The following is a 22,273-nucleotide window of genomic DNA, read 5'->3' as shown; positions in this document are numbered from 1 at the left end:
CGGCGGGACGCCGAGGGCCTCGATCGAAGACCAGGGGGACAGGGACGCCTGCGGCGCCGTCCACCTGAAAGGAGGCCCTCATGGAGGGTCCTGAGATCACCTTCGCCGAGGCCGTCATCGACAACGGCTCGTACGGCAAGCGCACCGTCCGCTTCGAGACCGGGCGCCTCGCCCAGCAGGCCGCCGGCGCCGCCATGGTCTACATCGACGAGGAGACGTCGATGCTGTCCGCCACCACCGTCGGCAAGTCGCCCCGCGAGGGCTTCGACTTCTTCCCGCTGACCGTGGACGTCGAGGAGCGCATGTACGCCGCGGGCCGCATCCCCGGCTCGTTCTTCCGCCGCGAGGGCCGCCCGTCCACGGACGCGATCCTCACCTGCCGCCTGATCGACCGCCCGCTGCGCCCGGCGTTCGTCAAGGGCATCCGCAACGAGGTCCAGGTCGTCGTGACCGTCACCTCGATCGCCCCGGACGAGATCTACGACACGGTGGCCATCAACGCCGCCTCCCTGTCCACGCAGCTGTCCGGCCTGCCGTTCTCCGGTCCCATCGGCGGCGTGCGCATGGCCCTCATGGACGACGGCTCCGGCACGCGCCAGTGGGTCGCGTTCCCGAAGCACTCCCAGCTCGAGGGCGCCGTGTTCAACATGGCCGTGGCCGGCCGTGTGGTGGGCGACGACGTCGCCATCATGATGGTCGAGGCCGAGGCGACCCCGGACTCCTGGACCCTGGTCAAGGAGCGCGGCGCGCAGGCGCCCACCGAGGAGATCGTGGCCGAGGGCCTCGAGGCCGCCAAGCCCTTCATCCGCGCCCTGTGCGAGGCCCAGGCCGACCTGGTCAAGCGCGCCGGCAAGGACCCGGTGGACGTCCCCGTGTTCCAGGACTACCAGGACGACGCCTACGCCGCCGTCGAGAAGCTCGCCACGGACCGCCTGACCGAGATCTTCTCCATCGGCGACAAGCAGGAGCGCGAGTCGGCCTCGGACGCCTACCTGCTCGAGGTGCTCGAGGAGCTCGCCGGCGAGGGCAAGGACTTCGCCGAGCGCAAGGGCGAGATCGCCAAGGCCTACGGCTCCCTCACCAAGCAGATCGTGCGCCGCCGCATCCTCACCGACCAGGTGCGCATCGACGGCCGCGGCCTGACGGACATCCGCAAGCTGACCGCGGAGGTGGAGGTCCTGCCCCGCGTGCACGGCTCCGCCATCTTCGAGCGCGGCGAGACCCAGATCATGGGCGTCACCACGCTGAACATGCTCAAGATGGAGCAGCAGATCGACTCGTTGGCGCCGGAGACGGCCAAGCGGTACATGCACCACTACAACTTCCCGCCGTACTCCACCGGCGAGACCGGCCGCGTGGGCTCCCCGAAGCGCCGCGAGATCGGCCACGGCGCCCTCGCCGAGCGCGCCCTCGTGCCCGTGCTGCCGGCCCGCGAGGAGTTCCCCTACGCGATCCGCCAGGTCTCCGAGGCCCTCGGCTCCAACGGCTCGACGTCGATGGGCTCCGTCTGCGCCTCCACCCTGTCCCTGCTGAACGCGGGCGTGCCGCTGCGTGCGCCCGTGGCCGGCATCGCCATGGGCCTGGTCTCCGCCGAGGTGGACGGCCAGACCCAGTACGCGGCCCTGACCGACATCCTCGGCGCCGAGGACGCGTTCGGCGACATGGACTTCAAGGTGGCCGGCACCGCGGAGTTCGTCACCGCGATCCAGCTGGACACCAAGCTGGACGGCATCCCGGCCTCCGTGCTGGCCGCCGCCCTGACGCAGGCCCGCGAGGCGCGCCTGCACATCCTGTCCGTGCTGAACGCCGCCATCGACGCCCCGGACGAGATGGCCCCCACCGCCCCGCGGATCATCTCCGTGCGCATCCCGGTGGACAAGATCGGCGCGGTCATCGGCCCCAAGGGCGCCATGATCAACCAGATCCAGGACGACACGGGCGCGGACATCACCATCGAGGACGACGGCACCGTGCTGATCGGCGCCACCGACGGCGCCTCGGCCGAGGCCGCGCGCTCCGCGGTGAACGCGATCGCCAACCCGCAGGTCCCCGAGGTCGGTGAGCGCTACCTCGGCACCGTGGTGAAGCTGACCACGTTCGGCGGGTTCGTCTCGCTCACCCCGGGCAAGGACGGCCTGCTGCACATCTCCGAGCTGCGCAAGCTCAACGAGGGCAAGCGCGTGGACGACGTCGAGGACGTGCTCGGCGTGGGCCAGAAGGTCCAGGTCGAGATCACCAAGATCGACGACCGCGGCAAGCTGTCCCTCTCCCCGGTGGTGGTGGAGTCCGACGCCCTGGCCGAGACCGCGGACGCGATCGAGTCCTCGCAGATCGAGGCCTGATCCGCCCCGCCCGGCCCGGTGACCACGACGGCGCCGCACCCTCCCCGCGAGTGGTGCGGCGCCGTCGTCGCGCATGGGCGAGAATGGCCGTCATGAGTGTTCACCGTGAGATCCCCCTGGACTTCGACGGCGTGCTGGCGGACGAGGGCAACGGTTCCGTGGTGCGCCGCTCCGTGCTGCCCGGCGGCGTCCGCGTGCTCACCGAGGCCATGCCGGACCAGCGCTCGGTGACCATCGGCTACTGGGTGGCCGTCGGGTCCCGTGACGAGTCGCCCGAGGGCTACGGCGCCACGCACTTCCTCGAGCACCTGCTCTTCAAGGGCACTCCCACGCGCACCGCGATGGACATCGCGGCCGCCTTCGACCGCGTGGGCGGGGAGTCCAACGCCGGCACGGCCAAGGAGTCCACCGTCTACCACGCCCGCGTGCTGGACGAGGACCTGCCGATGGCCGTGGAGGTCCTCACGGACATGCTCACCTCCTCCCTGATCGACCCGGACGAGCTCGAGACCGAGCGCGGCGTGATCCTCGAGGAGCTCGCCATGGACGCGGACGACCCCGTGGACGTGGCCCACGAGAAGCTCGCCGAGGTCATGCTGGACGGCCACCCCCTCGGCCGGCCGATCGGCGGCACGCCCGAGACGATCCGGGCCGTCACCCGCGACCATGTGGTGGGGCACTACACGCACTGGTACCGCCCGGACGAGCTCGTCGTCACCGCCGCCGGCCACCTCGACCACGACGAGGTCTGCCGCCTCGTCCTCGCCGCCCTGCGCGCCTCGGGCTGGGAGCTCACCCAGGGGGCCCTGCCCGCCCCGCGTCGTGCCGTGGACACCGCCGGGGCCGCGGCCTCGCGGGTGCGGACCGGCACGCACACCGTCACCAAGGCGGTCGAGCAGGCCAACGTCCTCGTCGGCGGCCGCTCGCTGTCCACCACGGACCCGGACCGCTTCGCCCTGGGCGTCATGCAGTCCGTCCTGGGCGGGGGCATGTCCTCGCGGCTGTTCCAGGAGATCCGCGAGCGCCGCGGCCTGGCCTACAACACCTACTCGTTCTCCGCCGGGTACTCCGACGCCGGCTACTGGGGCCTGTACGCGGGCTGCCAGCCGGACCGGGTGGACGAGGTGGCCGCGCTGATGGAGGCCGAGCTGGACCGGATGGCCGAGGCCGACGTCACCGGGGAGGAGCTCGCGCGCGCCCACGGGCAGATCTGCGGCGGCACCGTGCTGGGCATGGAGTCCACGGGCGCCCGCATGTCCCGGCTGGGACGGGCCGAGCTGGTCACGGGGGAGTACGTGGACCTGGCGGCCTCCCTCGCCCGGGTCCGCGAGGTCGACGCCGGCCAGGTCCGGGCCGTGGCCGCGCGCCTGGCCGCGGGGGACCGGGCGCGCGTCGTCGTCGCCCCGGCCTGACCTCGGCCACGGCCGCCGGGGCGGGCCGCGTAGGCTGGAGGCCATGACCGAGACCCGCACCCCCTCCGCCGTGTCCGCTCCCGACGACGTCCCGCGCGTCGCGATCCTGGGCGCCCGTGGCCGAATGGGCCGCCACGCGGTGCCCGCGGTGCGAGCGGCCGAGGGGCTGGAGCTCGTGGCCGAGCTCGGCTCGCAGGACCGCCTGGACGCGGTGCTCGACGCCGGCGCCACGCACGTCCTGGACCTCACGGTGCCGGACGCCTCGCCCGAGAACGTGGCCTTCGCCGTGGAGCACGGGCTGCACACGGTCGTGGGCACGTCGGGCTGGGTGCCCGAGCGCCGCGCGCGCCTCGAGGCGCAGTTGGCGGAGCACCCGGGGGTGGGCGTGCTGATCGCCCCGAACTTCTCGGTCGGCTCGGTGCTGGCCTCGGCGTTCGCCGCGCAGGCGGCGCGGTACTTCGAGTCCGTCGAGCTCGTCGAGCTGCACCACCCGGACAAGGTGGACGCCCCGTCGGGCACGGCCGTGCGGACCGCCGAGCTCATCGGCGCGGCCCGGGAGGCGGCCGGCGTGCCCGTCTCCCCGGACGCCACCGAGCACGACCCGGACGGCGCGCGCGGTGCCGTCGTCCACGGCGTGCATGTGCACGCGGTGCGCCTGCGTGGCCTGGAGGCGCACCAGGAGGTGCTGCTGGGCGGGCCGGGCGAGCAGCTCGTGGTCCGGCACGACGCGTTCGACCGCGGCGCCTACATGCCCGGCGTCGTCCTCGGCCTGCGGACCGTGGCCTCCCGCCCGGGTCTGACCTACGGACTGGACGGATACCTGGACCTTGGCTGAGCCCTCCCGCACTCCCGACGACGGCGCCGTGGGCCCGACCGAGCCCGCCGCCCGTGCCCGCCGCTCGACCGTGATGAGCAAGGTGTGGGTCGGCTTCGTCTGCCTGCTCGTGCTGCTGTTCGCCGGGTTCGCCCTCAACGCGTCCGTCGCGCTGGTGCGCGCCCCGCAGCCGCTGGCCAAGGCGATCGGCGTGGGCGTCATCCTCGTGGTGCTGGTGACCGTGGCCGTCCTGGCCCGCGAGGTGTGGTTCGGCCGCCAGACCGAACGCCTGGCCGACCAGCTCGAGGCCGAGGGCGGACTGCCGGAGGACGACCTGCCGCGCTCGCCGGGCGGCCGGATCGACCGGGAGGCCGCCGACGCCCAGTTCGAGCTGTACCGCGTGGAGGCCGAGGCCGCACCACGCGACTGGCGCGCCCGCTACCGCCTCGCCCTGGCCTACGACGCCTCGGGCGACCGCCGCCGCGCCCGCGAGGCGGCCCGGGAGGCCGTCCGCCTGCACCGCGCCGGCTGACGCTACCCACGCGTCGCTCAGCGCCCCCCGACGGCCCGTTCCCGTTCCTCACCCGCCCGGGAGAGCCGGGCCATCACGGCCTCGAGCGGACCCCGTCGGCCGCTGAGCTCGGCGGCCAGCCCGGCCGCGAGGCTCAGCACGACGAGGGCGGCGAGCAGCGCCCCGTCGGCCGGGTCGAGTCCGGTCGCGTCCACGAGCGCGAGCACCACGAGGTGCCCCACGTAGAGCGTGAGCGGGATGCGCCCCGCACCCACGAGCGGGCGCAGCGCGGCGTGCCCGACCAGCGGCCGGGCCAGCAGGCAGGCGCCCAGCACGGCGCAGGCCCAGCCCGCCGCAAGCACGGCGGCCACCACGGACCCGGAGTGCGGGGTCGGCAGGGCGAGCCACAGCGGATCCGGGATCAGGAGGGCGAGCCGCGGCTCGCCCGTGCGCAGCGTGAGCGCCGTCTCGACCGGGTCCGTGCCGATCGCCGCGGCGACCCGCCCGACCGTGCCCGGGGCCCGCAGCACCGCCGCACCGACGACGCCGGCCGCCGCCCACGCCGTGGCCCCGCCGCCGAGGATCCCGGCGGCCACGTGGGGCCGGTCCAGCGGCAGCCGCCCCAGGGCCAGCCCCAGCACGAGGAACGCGCCCCAGGACAGGACGGGGTAGTAGCCCGTGACCGTCAGATCGGCCAGCAGCAGCCCGGGACGCAGCAGGTCCGCGGGGCCGGGGGAGAGCCAGAGCCGCCCGCCCACGAAGAACTCCTGACGGCCCAGGGCGGCCTGTGCGGCCGCGACCACCGCGAACACCAGCACAGGCCCGAGCACGAGCCACGTCCCCGCGATCACCCCCAGGGTGCGGGCGCGCAGGCCCAGCAGGGGCAGCGCGAGCAGGAAGAGCAGGGCGTAGTGGCACAGGATCACGGCCACGGGGACCCCGAGCGTCCCGCACGCGAGCCCGAGCACGAACAGCAGACCCGCGCGGCGGGCGATCCGGCGGCGCAGCGCCGCGCGCCGGATCCCCGTGGCCGGCGTCGCGCCCCCCGTGGACAGGGCCAGCCCGACCCCGGCCAACAGGACGAACAGCACCGAGGCGCGGCCGGCGAACCACAGGAACGCCGGGTGGGGTGCTCCGTCCGCCGTCACCGGGTCGACGACGTGGACGGTGATCATGCCGAGCAGGGCGATCCCGCGGGCCGCGTCGACGCCGGGCAGTCGGCGACGCGCGGGCCGGTCCGGGCGGACGGCGGCGGGGGGCGGGGCGGGACGCAGGGCGGGCTCCTCTCGGGTCGCCGCGCGTCGCGGAGGGGCCACGGACGGCGCGGGCCCCCAGTCTCGCAGGTAGGGTGGGGCCCATGAGTGCCGTCCGTTCCGCCGTCATCCCCTCCGAGCTGCTCTTCGGCACGGTCGTGCCCGCCATGGTCACCCCCATGACGGACGAGGGCGCCGTGGACCTCGAGGCGGCCGCCGCGCTGGCCGAGCACCTGGTGGACCGCGGGGCCGACGGCCTCGTGGTCACCGGCACCACCGGCGAGACCTCCACGCTCACGGACGACGAGAACGTGGCGATGTTCCGCACCGTCGTCGAGGCCGTGGGGGACCGCGCCAGGGTCGTGGCCGGCACCGGCACCAACGACACGGCGCACACCCTCGAGCTGTCGCGCCGCGCGGCCGAGACGGGCGTGGACGGGCTGCTGCTCGTCACCCCGTACTACAACAAGCCCAACCAGGCCGGCATCCGCGCGCACTTCGAGACCGTGGCCGACGGGGTGGACCTGCCGATCATGCTCTACGACATCCCGGGCCGCTCCGTGATGCCGATCGAGCCCGAGACGGTCATCGCGCTCGCGCAGCATCCCAACATCCGTGCGCTCAAGGACGCGAAGGGGGACCTGCAGTCCACCACCACCGTCCTGGCGCACACGGACCTCGACCTCTACTCCGGCGACGACGGCGCGACCCTGCCGCTCATGGCGCTCGGCGCCGTGGGGGTCGTCTCGGTGGCCGCGCACGCGGCCCCCGAGCTGTACCGCCAGCTCGTGGACGCCGTCCACGCCGGCGACCTGGCCGGTGCCCGTGATCACCACTTCGCGCTGGACCCCGTCCAGCGCGGCATCATGACCCATGTCCAGGGCGCGGTGGCCGCGAAGGCCGTCCTCGCCGCCCAGGGCGTCATCCCGTCCGCAGCCGTGCGGCTGCCCCTCGTCCAGGCCACGCCGGACGAGCTCTCCGTCATCCGAGCCGACCTCGCGGAGGCCGGCATCACCTTCTAGAAGGGACCCGTTCCATGACCGCAGGCACCCGCCTGTCCACCCCGCCCAAGCTCAAGCGGGGCACCTGCCGCATCGTCCAGCTGGGCGGCCTCGAGGAGGTCGGCCGCAACATGGTCACCTTCGAGATCGACGGCAAGATCCTCATCGTCGACTGCGGCGTCCTCTTCCCCGAGGAGCACCAGCCCGGCGTCGACCTGATCCTGCCGGACTTCGACTACATCCGGGACCGCGTGGACGACGTCGTCGGCATCGTCCTGACCCACGGCCACGAGGACCACATCGGCGCCGTGCCGTACCTGTTGCGCCTGCGCGACGACATCCCCGTGATCGGCTCCAAGCTGACGCTCGCCCTGATCGAGGCCAAGCTCGAGGAGCACCGGATCAAGCCGCGCACCCGCGTGGTCAAGGAAGACGACATCGTCGAGTTCGGCCCGTTCGAGTGCGAGTTCGTGGCCGTGAACCACTCGATCCCGGACGCGCTCGCCGTCGCCATCCACACGGACGCCGGCACCATCCTGCACACCGGCGACTTCAAGATGGACCAGCTGCCGCTCGACGGCCGCATCACGGACCTGCGCGCCTTCGCCCGTCTCGGCGAGGAGGGCGTGGACCTGTTCATGACCGACTCCACGAACGCCGAGGTGCCGGGGTTCACCACCACGGAGGCGGAGATCGGCCCCACCCTCGAGCGCTACTTCGCCACGGCGAAGCGCCGCATCGTGGTGGCCTCGTTCTCCTCCCACGTGCACCGCGTGCAGCAGGTCCTCGACGCCGCCCACAAGCACGGTCGCAAGGTGGCCTTCGGCGGGCGCTCCATGATCCGCAACATGACCATCGCGGCGAAGCTCGGCTACCTCAACGTGCCGAACGGGATCCTCGTGGACATCCGCAAGGTGGACAAGTACCGCGACGACGAGATCGTGCTGATGGTCACCGGCTCCCAGGGCGAGCCGATGGCGGCCCTGTCCCGGATGGCCAACGGCGACCACCAGGTGCAGCTGGAGGAGGGCGACCTCGTCGTGCTGGCCTCCTCGCTGATCCCGGGCAACGAGAACTCCGTGTTCCGCGTGATCAACGGGCTCATGAAGCTCGGCGCGACCGTGGTGCACAAGGGCATGGCCAAGGTGCACGTCTCCGGCCACGCCTCCGAGGGCGAGCTGCTGTACTGCTACAACATCGTCGAGCCCGAGTTCGTGATGCCGGTGCACGGCGAGACCCGCCACCTGATCGCCAACGGCCGGATCGCGGAGAAGACCGGCGTGCCGGCCGAGAACGTCATCCTGGCCGGCAACGGCACCGTGGTGGACATGACCGACGGTCTCGTGAAGGTCGTCGGCGAGGTGGAGTGCGGCTACGTGTACGTGGACGGCTCCTCCGTGGGCGAGATCTCCGACTCGGACCTCAAGGACCGCCGTGTCCTGGGCGAGGAGGGCTTCCTCTCGATCATCACCGTGGTCAACCGGCAGACCGGCGCGATCGTGTCCGGCCCGGACGTCCACGCCCGCGGCGTCGCCGAGGACGAGAAGGTGTTCGAGGAGATCAAGCCGAAGATCGTCCGGGCGCTCGAGGAGGCCGTGCAGTCCAGCAAGGACCACACCGCCCACCAGCTCCAGCAGGTGGTCCGCCGGACCGTCGGCACGTGGGTCAACCGCAAGCTGCGCCGCCGCCCGATGATCATCCCGGTGGTCCTGGAGGCCTGACCCCTCCGGGTCGCCATGCCTGCCGTGTCCGCGGTTCGCGGTAGTTTGGTGGGCATGGCGACCCGTACTTCCCCCACGCGTTCGTCGTCCTCCTCCGCCACGTCCCGCTCCGGCTCCGCCGGACGCCGAGGCTCCGGACGGAAGGGGTCGACCGCGACCGTCCCCGAGGCCGACCGGCCCGCCGCGCCCCTGCGCGCCCTGCACACCCTGTGGATGGGGCTGGCCACGCCGGTCGGCGCCGGCTTCCGCAAGCTCGGCCCGGACGTGCGCATCGACCGCGAGGAACGCCGTGACGGCACCGGCCTGGTCCTGCTGCTGCTCGCCGCGCTGATCGCGGCCGTGGAGTGGTGGGGCCTGCGCGGCACCGCCGTCGGCCGCGTGGTGCACGGGGTGGTGGGCGGCACCGTCGGGTGGTTCGCCCTCCTGGTGCCGATCGCCCTGCTCGTCGTGGCCGTGCGCTGCTTCCGCCACGCCACGGACCATCGCGCCAACGGGCGCATCATCATCGGCCTGCTCATGGCCACGGTCGCGGGCTCCGGCATCGCCCACCTCGTGGGCGGCGTGCCCTCGGCCGCCGACGCCTTCGAGGACATGCTCGGCGCCGGGGGCATGGTCGGCTACCTCGCGACGGCGCCGCTGGCCTCCCTGCTGACACCCGTGCCCGTCTGGGTCCTCATGATCCTGCTGGCCTTCTTCTCGGTGCTCGTGCTCACCGCGACGCCCGTCGGCTCGATCCCGCAGCGGATCGCGGGCGGCTACGACTGGCTCACGGGCCAGGACCCCGAGGGCGCCTCCGAACAGCGGGCCGCCCGCCGTGCCGAGCGGCGCCGGGCCCGTGAGGAGCGCCGCGAGGCCGAGGACCTCGCCGCCCCGCTCTCCGTGGACGCGGAGACCGGGCGCACCCACCCGGACCACGACCAGTCCTACCTGGACGGCCCGGCCGCCGGCGCCCACGCCGCCGGGGCCTCCCGCCCCGGCCTGTTCGCGCGCCTGTTCGGCGGGCGCCGGGCACGCGAGGAGCAGGCCGCCGACGCCGCCCCGGAGCACACCGCCAGCACCGCCTACGACTCCCCGGTGATCCACGAGGCCGAGGTCGGCTCCCACGCCGCCCCCGAGGCGGAGACCACCCAGGTCCTGCCCCGGCCCGCCCCCCGGCGAGCCGCTCGCGGGGAGCAGGGCGTGTTCGACTCCGAGCAGGCCGCCGCGGACGCGCGGGACGCGGGCCGGGACGCCTCGGACGACTTCGACCCGTGGGTGGACGAGGACGACGCGCCCGAGGACGCGGACGCCGAGCCGCAGCCGCCCGCCGGAGTGCGCCGGCCCACGGCCGCGGACCGTGCCCTCGAGCAGGTCCGCGAGCACGCCCGCGCCCAGCGCGAGGCCGCCGCCCCGGCCGCCGCAGCCCCGGAGGAGGACGCGGGGGAGGACACCCCGTTCGCCCTGGACGACGCCCCACGTCAGGGCTCCGGGGCCGCCGCACCGTCGTCGTCCTCCGCCGTGCCCGCCAGCACCCCCGCGCCGGTGCCGCCGGTGACCGCCGAGCCGGCCCGCGGCACCCAGTCCGAGCTGGGCGGGGACGTGTCCTACACGCTGCCGCAGTCGGCCCTGCTCCCGGCCGGGCCCCAGCCGAAGGAGCGCTCCGAGGCCAACGACCGGGTCGTCGCCGCGCTGACCACCACGTTCACCGAGTTCAAGGTGGACGCCCAGGTCACCGGGTTCTCCCGCGGGCCGACGGTGACGCGCTACGAGGTCGAGGTCGCCCCCGGCACCAAGGTGGAGAAGGTGACGGCGCTGGAGAAGAACATCGCGTACGCGGTGGCCTCCTCGGACGTGCGGATCCTCAGCCCCATCCCGGGCAAGCGCGCGATCGGCATCGAGATCCCCAACACGGACAAGGAGGTCGTGGCCCTCGGCGACGTCCTGCGCTCGCAGGCCGCCCAGCGCACCGACCACCCGATGGTGATGGGCGTCGGCAAGGACGTGGAGGGCGGCTACGTGGTGGCCAACCTCGCGAAGATGCCCCACATGCTCGTGGCGGGCGCCACCGGCGCCGGCAAGTCCTCGTTCGTGAATTCGATGATCACCTCGATCCTCATGCGCTCCACCCCGGACGAGGTGCGCATGGTGATGGTGGACCCCAAGCGCGTCGAGCTCACCGCGTACGAGGGCGTGCCCCACCTGGTCACCCCGATCATCACGAGCCCGAAGAAGGCGGCCGAGGCGCTGCAGTGGGTCGTCAAGGAGATGGACACCCGCTACGACGACCTCGCGGCGTTCGGCTACAAGCACGTGGACGACTTCAACAAGGCCGTCCGGGCCGGCCAGGTGAAGCTGCCGCCGGACTCCAAGCGCGTGCTGCGCCCGTACCCGTACCTGCTGGTCATCGTGGATGAGCTCGCGGACCTGATGATGGTCGCCCCGCGCGACGTCGAGGACGCGATCGTGCGCATCACCCAGCTGGCCCGTGCGGCCGGCATCCACCTCGTGCTCGCCACGCAGCGGCCGTCCGTGGACGTGGTCACGGGCCTGATCAAGGCCAACGTGCCCTCGCGCATGGCGTTCGCGACGTCGTCGGTCACGGACTCCCGCGTGGTCCTGGACCAGCCCGGCGCGGAGAAGCTGCTCGGCCAGGGCGACGCCCTGTTCCTGCCGATGGGCAAGTCCAAGCCCATGCGCGTGCAGGGGGCGTGGGTCAACGAGTCCGAGATCCACGCCGTCGTGGAGCACGTGAAGTCGCAGATGCAGGTCCAGTACCGCGCGGACGTGATCCCCGAGAAGACCGAGAAGGTCATCGACGAGGACATCGGCGACGACCTGGACCTGCTCCTGCAGGCCGTCGAACTCGTGGTCACCACGCAGTTCGGCTCCACGTCCATGCTGCAGCGTAAGCTGCGGGTGGGCTTCGCGAAGGCCGGCCGCCTCATGGACCTCATGGAGTCCCGCGGCGTCGTGGGCCCCTCCGAGGGCTCCAAGGCCCGCGACGTGCTGGTCAAGCCCGACGACCTCGCGGACGTGCTCGCCACCATCTCCGGAGACACCCCGCCCTCGGCCACCTCCGGCGACGGCGACGCCTCGGCGTCCGCCGGTCCGCGCGACCTGGTGCAGGAGGACCTGGACTCGCGCCCGGCCGCCGTGGACTGGAACGATGAGGACGACGACGAGGGATCGGAGGACGCGTGGCAGCTGACGGGCAGATGAGCACGGCGGGCGGGCCGCAGCACGTGTCCGCCTGGAACCTGCCGAACATCCTGACCTCGGTGCGCATCCTGATGGTGCCCTTCTTCGCCTGGGCGCTGTGGGCCGGCGGGCCGTGGGGCGGCGACTCTCTCGTCGCCCGCTGGATCGCGCTGGCGCTGTTCGCGGCGGCCATGTACACCGACAAGCTCGACGGGGACATCGCCCGCGCCCGCGGGTTGATCACCGACTTCGGCAAGATCGCGGACCCCATCGCGGACAAGCTGCTCACGGGCACGGCCCTCGTGCTGTTCTCCCTGCTGGGCGAGCTGTGGTGGTGGGTGACCATCGTGATCCTGGTGCGTGAATGGGGCATCACCCTGATGCGCTTCGTGGTGATCCGTTACGGCGTGATGCCGGCCGGCCGCGGCGGCAAGCTCAAGACCGTGCTGCAGACCGTGGGCATCGGCCTGCTGCTCCTGCCCCTGGCCCCGCTCGTGGGCGGCTGGTGGCCGTGGGCCGGCTGGGTGGTCATCGGGGCCGCCACCGTGCTGACGGTGCTGACCGGTCTGGAGTACGTCAAGGACGCGTGGATCCTGCGGCGGGACGCCTTCGCCGCCCAGCGGGGGGCCTGAGGCGATGACCACGGCGGCGGCCCGGGACGTGGTGCACGCGCTCGCGGACGCGGGCCTCACGGTGGCGACGGGGGAGTCCCTCACCGCCGGCCTGGTGGCCGCGCGCCTGGCCGACGTCCCCGGGGCGTCGGCCGTGCTGCACGGGGGCGTGGTGGCCTACCAGAACGCCGTGAAGACCGGCCTGCTGGGTGTGCCGGAGGACCTGCTCGCGCGGGTCGGGGCGGTGGACGCGGACGTGGCCCGGCGGATGGCCCTCGGCGCCCGGGCGGCCCTGGGCGCCGACGTCGGCGTGGCCACCACGGGCGTCGCCGGGCCCGAGCCGCACCAGGGCCAGCCGGTGGGCACCGTGTGGCTCGGCCTGGCCGTGCCCGACGCGGACGCGAGCGCGCTGGACGTGCTCGGCGGCGAGCGCGACGGCGCGGCCACCGCGATCCTCCTCCGGCTCGACGGCGACCGGGCCGCGATCCGGGAGGCCACCGTCGCCGCGGCGCTGCAGGCCCTGACGCGCCTGCTCGCCGGCCGCGGCCACTGAGGCTGCATGGGGGCGCCGACCGACCCGCCTCGGCGCCCCGTCCCTGGTGCCGGCCCGCCCCGCCGCGTAGGTTCGGCGCGATGGAGACCGCATCGCCTCCCACCCCGCCCGAGCGTGCGCCGCAGGACGGCGACGACGCCCCGGGCCCCCGCGTCATCGGCCTCGTGGCCGACCCGGGCACCCCGTGGGCCCTCGTGCGCCGCATCGCCGGGGACGTCGAGGACCGGCTCGACGACCGCCTGCCGCAGCCCGGCGGTTGGCGGGTCGAGACCCGCCAGGAGTCGCTGCCGGTCGGTGCGACCGGGGGCATGGTCCTGGAGGAGCCGGTCCGCTCCCTCGCGGACGGGCAGGGATGGGACACGGTGGTCGCCGTCGTCGACCTGCCCCGGTTCGACGACCGGCGCGGCGTGGTGGCGGACGTCGTGCCGCAGCTGCGGGTCGGCGTCGTGTGCGTGCCGGCGCTGGGGGTCATCACCCCGGCCCGCCGGCTGCGGGAGACGGTGCTGCGGATCGTCGAGCACATCGACACCGCCCCCCACGTGGACCCGCCGGACGGGGAGCTGGACGTGCAGTCCTCCGACGAGTCCGGCGAGGTGGAGGAGGACGGCGGCCGGTCCCCGGCGGACGAGCTCCCCGAGCCCGACACGGACGCGCTGCGGGGCATCGCCCCGCTGGTCGACGTCGACGCGGACGTGACCACGACCACCCGGATGGGCGGCGGGTCCCGGCGCACGTCCACGGTGTACGTGAAGGGCTGGGCGGGCACGCTGCGTCTGCTGGCCGGGATGGTGATGGCCAACCGGCCGCTGCTCATGCCGCGGGACATGACGTTCACGATCGCGTCGGCCAGCGCGGCCGGTGCCTACGGCGTGTTCTTCGGCTCCATCTGGGTGCTCTCCAGCGTGATGTCCCCGGTGCGGCTCGCGGCGGTCAGCGTGCTGTCCGTGGTGCTGCTGGTGGCGTGGCTGGTCACCACGAACGGCCTGTGGACGCACGGTGCGACCCACCGGCACAGCTCGCGGCTGGACAACCTCTCCACCGTGCTCACCGTCGGTCTGGCCTGCACCGTGGTCTACGTGCTGCTCTTCGTCACGCTGCTGCTGGTCGCGCTCATGATCATCCCCGTGGAGTATCTGGAGGAGGAGCTCGACCAGCCCGGCGGCGTGGGCGACTACGTGCGGCTCGTGTGGCTCGCGGCGTCGATGGGCACGATGGCCGGGGCCGTCGGCTCGAGCCTGGACGACTCCGACCGCATCCGGAACGCCACGTACTCCCTGCGGGAACGGCATCGGCGCTCGGAGCGGCACGAGGGCGACGGGGCCGCCGAGGGCCCGACGGCGGAGGAGACCATGTCTCGGGAATGAACGCGACCCCGCCCGACGTTGAATGTAACGAGTCAAGAAGAGTGCCCCGGCGGGATCAGGCCCGCGGCCCGGCGCCCTTCAGGAAAAGTCCAGGAGCAGGCGATAGACATGATGCGACATCCCGTCCATTCCCACGGAATCACGCGCTGGGTCGATGACCAGCCCCGTCCCCGCGCGGCCACCCCCGACATCAAGGAGCGCAGCATGCCCCTCCTCCGCCACGAGATCGGCGACGTCCTGCGCGACGTCCGGCAGCTCCAGGGCCGCACCCTGCGCGAGGTCTCGCACGACGCCCGTGTCTCGCTCGGCTACCTGTCGGAGGTGGAGCGCGGCCAGAAGGAGGCCTCCTCCGAGCTGCTGGCCTCGATCTGCCAGGCGCTGGACATCCCGCTGTCCTACCTGCTGCGGGAGGTCTCGGACCGGCTCGTGGAGCAGGAGGGCATGGTCGTCCCGGACACCCTGCCGGACGACCTCACGGACCCCAGCCTGGGCTCGCTGGCCGGCCGCTGACCCCGCCACACCCACGGCGCGGGCGCCCCGTCTCGGGGCGCCCGCGCCGTCTGCGTCCCCGTCCCTGACCCCGCGACCGACCACAGAGAGGACCGCCCGTGCGCGAGAGCGAGTTCCGCCGGCTGATGGACGAGGAGTTCGGCCCCGCCCGGGCCGGCCTCGTGGCCGACTCCCTGCACCTGCCCGGCCTGGACACCACCGCGACGGCGGCGCTCGCCGCCGGCGTGGACCCGCGGCGGGTCTGGCTGGCGGTCTGCGACCTGCATGAGATCCCGCAGGAACGGCGTCTCGGTCGGGACGTGCCGCCGAAGCGGTGAGGGCGCCGGGGCGCGCCGGGGAGGCCGCGGCGCCTGCCCGGCGGTGGCGGCGGCTACAGTGACCTGCAGGACTTCGGCGCGCGCCGCGCGTGAAGGACCCACGTCGCGCGTCCTCTCGACAGCGCGAGGACCCCTGTCTCGTCCCACCCCTCGAGGAGGCCCTATGCCCACTCCCGGTTCGGATGAACCGGTCGCACGCCTGCTGGCGCGCGGCTCAGAGTACAGAGTGATCGTTCCCGATGCGGGTGAGGACTACATCCAGGGCATGGTGCTGGAGGGGACGGTGTACGAGTCCGCGATGCTGGAGAAGATGGCCGAGGCGCTCTCGCCGGGTGACGTGGTCGTCGACGTGGGGGCCAACGTGGGCAACCACACCCTGTTCCTCGCCTGCACGGTGGGGGCTCAGGTGATCGCCGTGGAGCCAGATGCACGGCTCGCAGACGCCGTCCGCCGCTCCGCCGCGCTCAACGGCGTCGAGGACGCCGTGGAGGTGCACGCCTGCGCGGCAGGCGCCGGCGAGGGCGAGGCCGTCCTGCGCGAGGGGGACCCGGCCAACCTCGGGACGCGGTCGATCGACCGGTCTCCGGAGGCCGAGGGCGACCGGGTGCCGGTGCGCACCGTGGACGAGATCGTCGGCTCGCGCCTCGTCGCGATGCTCAAGGTGGACGTCGAGGGATTCGAGGCGCACGTGCTCGACGGCGCCCGCCGCACGCTCCGGCGCAGCCAGCCCCGGCTGTGGATCGAGTGCCTCGACGAGCCCGCCTACGAGGCGGCGGTCGAGCGGCTCCGCCCCCTGGGCTACCGCGTGGCCGACGTGGAGAACTCCTCGCCGACCGTCCTCTTCGTCCCTCGATCCGCGGACGAGCGGCAGGAGGCCGGGATGGACGCGGTCATGCGCCGCATGTACGCCGAGCGCTCGACCGCGCTGGCCCTACGGGAGCGGCTGCGGGCCGGTGACGGTGAGCCCGGCGAGGGCGCGGAGATGCGAGCCGACCTGGCGGAGGCGGAGGCGGACCGGGACGCGGCGCGCCGTCGAGTCGAGGAGCTGGAGGCGCTCGTCGCCCGGAACCGGGAGGACTTCCGCGTGCTCCGGGGGTTCGTGGCGGAGGCCGAGGACCGCATCTGGAACCAGCGGGACGCCCAGTCCGAGCGGGAGGCGGCGCAGGAACGCCTGCAGGAGATGGAGGACGCCCTGGAACGCCTCGCGGTGGAGAAGGAGTCGGCCCTGCAGGCGGTCCAGCAGACGCGGGCCACGTTGCGTCAGGTGCGGTCCTCGCGCACCTTCCAGGCGGGCAAGGCGCTGCGGGAGGCCCAGAGCCTGACCGGCGTGCGCCGCGCCGTGCCCCGACTCATCTCGATCATCCGCGCCGACAAGAAGGGTGGGCAGGCATGAGCCCCAGGATCCCCGCACCTGTGGTTCCCGAGGACGTCGCGTCGCGGCGCCGTGAGACGGATCCGGTGCCGGTCCGCAGACGCACCGGCCGGGCCGGGAAGCTCGTCGTGGCCTGCATCCTGGACGAGTTCTCCTTCACCTCCTTCGAGGGCGAGGCGGACCTGGTGCCGCTGACCATGGAGTACTGGCGCGCCGAGCTGACGGCGGCGCAGCCGGACCTGCTGCTCGTGGAGTCCGCGTGGCGCGGGCACCGCCAGACCTGGTGGAACACCGTCCATCGGTTCGGCCCCGAGCTGGAGGGCATCCTCCGGTGGTGCCGTGAGAGGGGTGTGCCCACCGCCTTCTGGAACAAGGAGGATCCGGTGCACTTCAACACGTTCCTCACCACGGCGGGCCACTTCGACGCGGTCTTCACCACGGACCTGGACTGCGTCCCGCGCTACAAGCGCGAGCTCGGGCACAGCAACGTGCACTTCCTGCCGTTCGCGGCCCAGCCGGTCCACTCCAATCCCGTGGAGGCCTTCGAGCGGGTGCAGGGGTGCGCCTTCGCCGGCGCCTACTACGCCCGCTACCCCGAGCGGCTGGCGGATCTGCGGGAGCTCAGCTCGGAGCTCTCCGCGGATGGCCGGCGGTTCGACATCTACGACCGCAACCTGGGCCGGGGGAACGCCGACTACGCCTTCCCGGAGGAGTACAAGCGGTTCATCGTGGGCGGCGCGCTGACGCCGGACCTGCTGGACATCCCCTACAAGGGCTACACGGTCAACCTCAACCTGAACTCCGTGAAGCAGTCCCAGTCCATGTTCGCCCGCCGGGTGTTCGAGCTCCTGGCCTCCAACACGCTGGTGGTCAGCAACTTCTCCCGCGGGCTGCGGCTCATGTTCGGCGACCTCGTGGTGGCGACGGACTCGGGGACGCAGATGCGACGTCGGCTCGAGCAGATCGAGGCCCACTCCAACGGCAACGAGCGGATGCGCGCCATGGCGCTGCGCAAGGTCCTGCGGGAGCACACCTACGCCGAGCGGCTCTCCTTCGTGGCCCAGCACGCCGGGGTCACCCTGCCTCCGGCCGAGGTCGAGCGCCCGCTGCTGATCGTGCCGCATGCACCGGGCCGCGATGAGGAGGCCGTCCGCGGCCTCCTGGCGTCCTGGACGCGGCAGTCCTGGATCGACTGGGTGCTCGCCGTCCTGGTGGAGGACGATGCGGACGCGGCGGCCGTCGAGGCCGCGGCTGACGACGACCGCGTGGTCGCCGTCCAGTCCGCCGACGGCCTTGCGGCGCTGGCGCGGTCGCGCGGATGCACCGCCCTCGGCACCCTGGAGCCCCAGGACTGGTACGGGCCGCACTACCTCGAGGACCTCGTGCTGACCCTGCGGTGGGCCGACGTGGACGCCGTCGGGCACCGGGAGCACTACGCGGTGCCGGAGGGTGGCGGCGCCCCGGTGCGCCGCGAGCCGCGCACCGCGTGGACCCCGTGCGACGGACTGCCCCTGCACCGGTCGCTGGTGCGCCTCGACCCGGCGGCGGAGGCCGCGGTGTCCGGCGTCCTCACCGAGGCGACGGCGCCTGCCGGCCTGGCCGTCTCCGCGCTCGAGTACTGCGCGGGCGGGGCGCATGACCCGGCCGCCCTCCTGGAGCCGGTGTCGGCGCTGCCCCTCGACCAGGGGCTCGGACTGGACGAGATCCGTCGCCACGCCGACGCGCTGGTGTTCGAGGAGTCCTCCGACGACCTGCCCGTCCTCGACCTCGACATGCTGTTCGAGGGCATGACGACCTTCGACGCCCTCACCATGACGTGGGAGGACGGCGAGGCGCGGCTGACCTCGCGGATGGAGGCAGGCCGCCACCAGTACTGGATCAACCCGCACGTCAGGCCGCTGGACGCGGAGCTCCTCGGTCGCACGGAGCCCCTCTATCTGGACGTCGGGGTCGGGCTCGACGTCATGCTCGTCGCGTACTGGCTCGACTCCGCGGGAGGGCGCATCGGCCACGCGATGATCCCGGCGCGCCAGTTCGTGGAGGTGACCATTCCCGACGACGCCGTGGCCATGCGCTGGGGACTGCGGGTGAGCGGGTCCGGCAGCGCGGTGATCCACCGTGTGGTGAACGGCCCCTTCGTGGCGCCGCCCGTCCCCCTCCTGGTGCGCAGCCCGGACGTGCTGGTGACGAACATCTACCCGTCATACGGGAACCTGTACCGCAACGGGTTCGTGCACAGCCGCCTACGTCGCTACCTCGAGGCGGGGCGCCGGCTCGAGACCGTCACCCTGGGGACCGCTCATCAGCCGGAGTTCCGGGAGTTCGAGGACGTGGACGTGGCCGTGCTGCGGCCGGCTGACCTGTCCGCCACGCTCGCCACGGGGGAGGCGCGCTCGCTCACCGTGCACTGCCTCCTGCCGGAGACCTGGGACGTGCTGAAGACGGCTCCGTCGCTGCCCCCCACCACCGTGTGGATCCACGGGTTCGAGATCCAGCCCTGGTGGCGCCGGCGGTTCAACTACACCTCCGAGGAGGAGCTGGAGGCCGCCAAGGACCTGTCGGAGACCCGTCTGACGATGTGGCGGGAGATCTTCGAGTCCTCTCCCGAGGACATGCACTTCGTCTTCGTCTCCCAGTGGTTCGCGGAGACGGTGTTCGAGGACGTCGGCGTGCGGCTGCCCGACCACCGCTGGAGCATCATCCACAACCCCATCGACGCGGACGTCTTCCCCTACCGGGAGAAGACCGCCCAGCACCGCCTTCGAGTCCTGTCCATCCGGCCGTACCACTCCCGCGTCTATGCGAACGACCTCTCCGTCGCCGCCGTCCTGGAACTCAAGGACGAGCCGTGGTTCGACGAGATGGAGTTCACGTTCCTGGGGGACGGTCCGCTGTTCGAGGAGACCCTCGCACCCCTGCGGGGCCTGCCCAACGTCTCGATCCGCCGCGGCTTCCTCACGCACGAGCAGATCGCCCGGGAGCACGCCGTCCACGGCGTGCTCCTGGTCCCGACCCGCAGCGACACCCAGGGGGTGAGCCGCGACGAGGCCATGTCCTCGGGCTTGGTCCCGGTGACCTCGGCCGTCGCCGCAGTCCCGGAGTTCGTGGACGAGGAGTGCGCGTTCCTCGCCCCGCCGGAGGACCACCACGGCCTGGCCGACGCGTTGCGGGCGCTGCACCGGGACCCGGAGCGCTACCTGGGGATGTCCCGCGCCGCCGCGGAGCGGGTGCGGGCGCAGTCCGGGGCGGACCACGTGGTCGCCGAGGAGATGGCGGCCTCATTCGGGAGGACCGCCTCATGACTCTGCGCACCACCGTCCTCGGCAGTCGGCTGACCTTCAACGCGTTGTCGAGGCACCCGGACTTCGTGACGTCGACGGCCGGATTCCTGTCCCGCGTGTCCCTGGCCGGATGCGGCACTCCTCCCGTGGCGGAGGTCGACCTCGCATCGGTGCCGACCCCTGCACGCACGATGCTGACCCGCGACCTGGACCGCACCCTCCTCGCGGACGTCGTGGTCTCGCAACCGGACGTCGTCGTGCTGGACGCGCTGGAGGAGAGATGGCCGCTCGTCGTCCTCCCCTCCGGCGCGGTGGTGACAGCGTCTCCCGAGCTGGGAAGGCTCGGCAAGGTCGCAGGGGAGAGGGTTCCGTTCGGATCGGACCGTCATTTCGCCCTCTGGGAAGCCGGGTGGGAACGCGCACTGTTGGTGTTCGAATCGGTCGGTCTGCGCGACCGGCTCGTCCTCCATCGAGTGCTGCTGCCGACCCAGGACGAAGCGGGGGACGTTCTGGCGGGCGCCGCCGAGCGACACCGGGCCAACCAGTTTCTCGCACGGGTGTACGGGCGCATGCAGGAAGACCTGCCCTGGCGACGGGTCGTGGCCCTTCCGCCAGCGGCGGCGCACGCCGCCGCATCGGGCGAGGGGAACGCTGATCCGCTGGCCCTGAGTCCGGACTCGGCCGCAGAGCTGACACGTCGCGTGCTCACGGCGGTGGAGTCCACCTCGGGGGGCGTCGCCGGGCGCCCGGGCGGCCTCTTCCTCCACGGTGACCTCTCCCGGGCAGAGGAGGATCGATCCCTCGTCGTCCTCCTCGACGGTCTGCACCACGAGGACGGGGCGGCGCCCCGTGCGGTCGTGGCCGCGCAGGGGTGGCTCACGCAGAGGGCCGTGCCGTGGTTCTCGCTGACGGTGCGCGGCGGCCAGACGGCCGTGTCGGAGGCGGCGGCCGAGCTCGCCGAGCTGTCCGAGGCGACCGGCCGCGATCTGCTCCTCGTGGGCGGCGGAGGCGCCGGATACGAGGCGCTGCGGCTGGCCGGCCGGCTCGGAGACGCGGCGTCCGTGCTCGCGTGGAACCCGGATGCCGGTCCTGAGCCGCAGGACGAGGAGGGCGACGGCGCGAGCACAGAGCGGGTCGACTCCCTCGTCGCGGGACGGCGTGCGCTGGTCCTCCAGGGTTCGGAGGACCCTCGGCTCCAGTCGACTCTGATGCCGGTCGTCCAGCGGACCCCCGGGGCGGGGCCCGGCCCCCTGCTATACGGGGTGGGGGACGGCCACGCGGCCCTCGTGCTGCGGTGGCCCGGCGGCGAGGATGACATTCCTCCGGCGGTGCTCCTGCTCGTCCTCGACGCACTGCGCCGGGGCGGCCGCCCGAGGGCGGTGCTCTCCGCCCTCCAGCGGCGCCTGGCGTCCGGTCCGCCGGCAGCCGTCGCGCACGCCCCCGGAGCGGTGCCGGAGGCGCGGTCCTCCCCTGAGGAGATGACGGGCCCGGAGCCTGCGGAGGCGCCGGTCGTAGACGAGCCGGGGCCGGCCGAGGGCGCGAGCGCCGGTCTCGCCGTGCGGGGGGCCGACGACGGTCGGGTGCGCGTCGACTGGGACCTCGCCGAGCTGTCGGACGGCCGGGCAGCCGGAGCGGACTTCTCGATCGAGGCAGACGGGCTGACGGAGGCGACGGTGGAGGACGCCGTGCCGCCCCTGATCGTGCAGCCGCTCGGCGATGACGGGTCCTGGCGCCTGGACCTGCGGGACGGGCGAGGCCGGGCCGTGGGCTCGGTCCGATTCGACCGGCGTGCGCGTCGGCTCGAGCCACCGACATCCTGAGGCCCGGAGGCTGCCGGGCGCGCGCGACTCGCCGGAGATCGAACACATGTTCGATCCATGCGGTAGAGTCCTGCACAGCAGTGCGACGGGGTGATCTCGTGCACAGGCGGGGCGGGCCACGCTTATCGTGTCCGCCGCCCCCCGTAGATTCACGGACATGACCGAGGCGGGCGCTCCAGCGTCCGCGGCAGCACCACCAGAGCTAGGGGTGAAG

Annotated in this window: 16 protein-coding genes; 15 read left to right on the top strand and 1 reads right to left on the bottom strand. The window is 73.2% G+C overall.

Annotated elements, in window-relative coordinates:
- Positions 1–80: 80 nt before the first annotated feature.
- The 4 genes from ACUJ8O_RS01405 (at position 81) to ACUJ8O_RS01390 (ending at position 5,100) form a co-directional block, all read left to right on the top strand.
- Positions 81–2,342: a polyribonucleotide nucleotidyltransferase gene (locus tag ACUJ8O_RS01405; protein ID WP_445373082.1), complete on the top strand. Its 2,262-nt coding sequence runs from the start codon at positions 81–83 to the stop codon at positions 2,340–2,342.
- An 83-nt stretch (positions 2,343–2,425) separates the two neighbouring features.
- Complete coding sequence (locus ACUJ8O_RS01400; RefSeq protein ID WP_036315003.1) at positions 2,426–3,754, top strand: M16 family metallopeptidase; 1,329 nt, start codon at positions 2,426–2,428, stop codon at positions 3,752–3,754.
- Between the two features lie 43 nt (positions 3,755–3,797).
- Positions 3,798–4,589, top strand: a complete 792-nt coding sequence (dapB, locus tag ACUJ8O_RS01395) for a 4-hydroxy-tetrahydrodipicolinate reductase (RefSeq protein WP_049146350.1) — start codon at positions 3,798–3,800, stop codon at positions 4,587–4,589.
- Positions 4,582–5,100: a hypothetical protein gene (locus tag ACUJ8O_RS01390; RefSeq protein WP_036315008.1), complete on the top strand. Its 519-nt coding sequence runs from the start codon at positions 4,582–4,584 to the stop codon at positions 5,098–5,100. Before dapB ends, ACUJ8O_RS01390 begins: the two co-directional genes overlap by 8 nt.
- Positions 5,101–5,117: 17 nt before the next feature.
- Here the strand turns inward: ACUJ8O_RS01390 and ACUJ8O_RS01385 are convergent, their stop codons facing one another.
- Entirely contained in the window at positions 5,118–6,395 is a 1,278-nt protein-coding gene (locus ACUJ8O_RS01385; protein WP_445373081.1) for a heparan-alpha-glucosaminide N-acetyltransferase domain-containing protein, read from the bottom strand.
- 41 nt (positions 6,396–6,436) lie between these two features.
- Here ACUJ8O_RS01385 and dapA point away from each other — a divergent pair, with 41 nt between their 5' ends.
- The 11 genes from dapA (at position 6,437) to ACUJ8O_RS01330 (ending at position 22,059) form a co-directional block, all read left to right on the top strand.
- On the top strand, positions 6,437–7,354 hold the full coding sequence (gene dapA / locus ACUJ8O_RS01380; protein WP_036315014.1) for a 4-hydroxy-tetrahydrodipicolinate synthase: 918 nt from the start codon (positions 6,437–6,439) through the stop codon (positions 7,352–7,354).
- Between the two features lie 14 nt (positions 7,355–7,368).
- Positions 7,369–9,054 (top strand): ribonuclease J, encoded by a 1,686-nt coding sequence (locus ACUJ8O_RS01375; protein WP_078026116.1) that lies wholly within the window; start codon positions 7,369–7,371, stop codon positions 9,052–9,054.
- Positions 9,055–9,108: 54 nt separating this feature from the next.
- Positions 9,109–12,252 carry a DNA translocase FtsK 4TM domain-containing protein gene (locus tag ACUJ8O_RS01370; RefSeq protein ID WP_445373080.1) on the top strand — a complete coding sequence of 1,048 codons (3,144 nt, stop codon included), beginning with the start codon at positions 9,109–9,111 and terminating at the stop codon, positions 12,250–12,252.
- The gene (gene pgsA, locus ACUJ8O_RS01365; protein ID WP_445373096.1) at positions 12,249–12,863 is read left to right on the top strand and encodes a CDP-diacylglycerol--glycerol-3-phosphate 3-phosphatidyltransferase; all 615 of its coding nucleotides are present in this window, start codon (positions 12,249–12,251) and stop codon (positions 12,861–12,863) included. The genes ACUJ8O_RS01370 and pgsA overlap by 4 nt, the downstream gene beginning before the upstream one ends.
- Positions 12,864–12,867: 4 nt before the next feature.
- Complete coding sequence (locus ACUJ8O_RS01360) at positions 12,868–13,395, top strand: CinA family protein (protein ID WP_445373079.1); 528 nt, start codon at positions 12,868–12,870, stop codon at positions 13,393–13,395.
- A gap of 80 nt (positions 13,396–13,475) precedes the next feature.
- On the top strand, positions 13,476–14,759 hold the full coding sequence (locus ACUJ8O_RS01355) for a hypothetical protein (protein WP_445373078.1): 1,284 nt from the start codon (positions 13,476–13,478) through the stop codon (positions 14,757–14,759).
- A 108-nt stretch (positions 14,760–14,867) separates the two neighbouring features.
- A complete protein-coding gene (locus tag ACUJ8O_RS01350) occupies positions 14,868–15,269 on the top strand; it encodes a helix-turn-helix domain-containing protein (protein WP_036334756.1) in 402 nt (133 codons plus the stop codon).
- Between the two features lie 98 nt (positions 15,270–15,367).
- Positions 15,368–15,586, top strand: coding sequence for a DUF3046 domain-containing protein (locus tag ACUJ8O_RS01345; protein WP_002856506.1), 219 nt, complete (start codon positions 15,368–15,370; stop codon positions 15,584–15,586).
- Between the two features lie 226 nt (positions 15,587–15,812).
- Positions 15,813–16,979: an FkbM family methyltransferase gene (locus ACUJ8O_RS01340; protein WP_159305495.1), complete on the top strand. Its 1,167-nt coding sequence runs from the start codon at positions 15,813–15,815 to the stop codon at positions 16,977–16,979.
- Complete coding sequence (locus tag ACUJ8O_RS01335; RefSeq protein ID WP_159305496.1) at positions 16,976–20,260, top strand: glycosyltransferase family protein; 3,285 nt, start codon at positions 16,976–16,978, stop codon at positions 20,258–20,260. Before ACUJ8O_RS01340 ends, ACUJ8O_RS01335 begins: the two co-directional genes overlap by 4 nt.
- On the top strand, positions 20,257–22,059 hold the full coding sequence (locus ACUJ8O_RS01330) for a DUF6270 domain-containing protein (RefSeq protein WP_148408544.1): 1,803 nt from the start codon (positions 20,257–20,259) through the stop codon (positions 22,057–22,059). Before ACUJ8O_RS01335 ends, ACUJ8O_RS01330 begins: the two co-directional genes overlap by 4 nt.
- The last annotated feature ends 214 nt before the right edge of the window (positions 22,060–22,273 follow it).

It is taken from the genome of Micrococcus sp. EWR3.9.1 (genome assembly GCF_052615555.1).
Note: the sequence above shows the minus strand (reverse complement) of the source record. Positions and strands in the feature narration are given on the sequence as shown.

Excerpts from the sequence above, each read along its gene's own strand:
- ACUJ8O_RS01405 (WP_445373082.1), top strand. The coding sequence starts at position 81 with ATGGAGGGTCCTGAGATCACCTTCGCCGAGGCCGTCATCGACAACGGC.
- ACUJ8O_RS01400 (WP_036315003.1), top strand. The coding sequence starts at position 2,426 with ATGGCCGTCATGAGTGTTCACCGTGAGATCCCCCTGGACTTCGACGGC.
- dapB (WP_049146350.1), top strand. The coding sequence starts at position 3,798 with ATGACCGAGACCCGCACCCCCTCCGCCGTGTCCGCTCCCGACGACGTC.
- dapA (WP_036315014.1), top strand. The coding sequence starts at position 6,437 with ATGAGTGCCGTCCGTTCCGCCGTCATCCCCTCCGAGCTGCTCTTCGGC.
- ACUJ8O_RS01375 (WP_078026116.1), top strand. The coding sequence starts at position 7,369 with ATGACCGCAGGCACCCGCCTGTCCACCCCGCCCAAGCTCAAGCGGGGC.
- ACUJ8O_RS01370 (WP_445373080.1), top strand. The coding sequence starts at position 9,109 with ATGGCGACCCGTACTTCCCCCACGCGTTCGTCGTCCTCCTCCGCCACG.
- pgsA (WP_445373096.1), top strand. The coding sequence starts at position 12,249 with ATGAGCACGGCGGGCGGGCCGCAGCACGTGTCCGCCTGGAACCTGCCG.
- ACUJ8O_RS01360 (WP_445373079.1), top strand. The coding sequence starts at position 12,868 with ATGACCACGGCGGCGGCCCGGGACGTGGTGCACGCGCTCGCGGACGCG.
- ACUJ8O_RS01355 (WP_445373078.1), top strand. The coding sequence starts at position 13,476 with ATGGAGACCGCATCGCCTCCCACCCCGCCCGAGCGTGCGCCGCAGGAC.
- ACUJ8O_RS01350 (WP_036334756.1), top strand. The coding sequence starts at position 14,868 with ATGATGCGACATCCCGTCCATTCCCACGGAATCACGCGCTGGGTCGAT.
- ACUJ8O_RS01335 (WP_159305496.1), top strand. The coding sequence starts at position 16,976 with ATGAGCCCCAGGATCCCCGCACCTGTGGTTCCCGAGGACGTCGCGTCG.
- ACUJ8O_RS01330 (WP_148408544.1), top strand. The coding sequence starts at position 20,257 with ATGACTCTGCGCACCACCGTCCTCGGCAGTCGGCTGACCTTCAACGCG.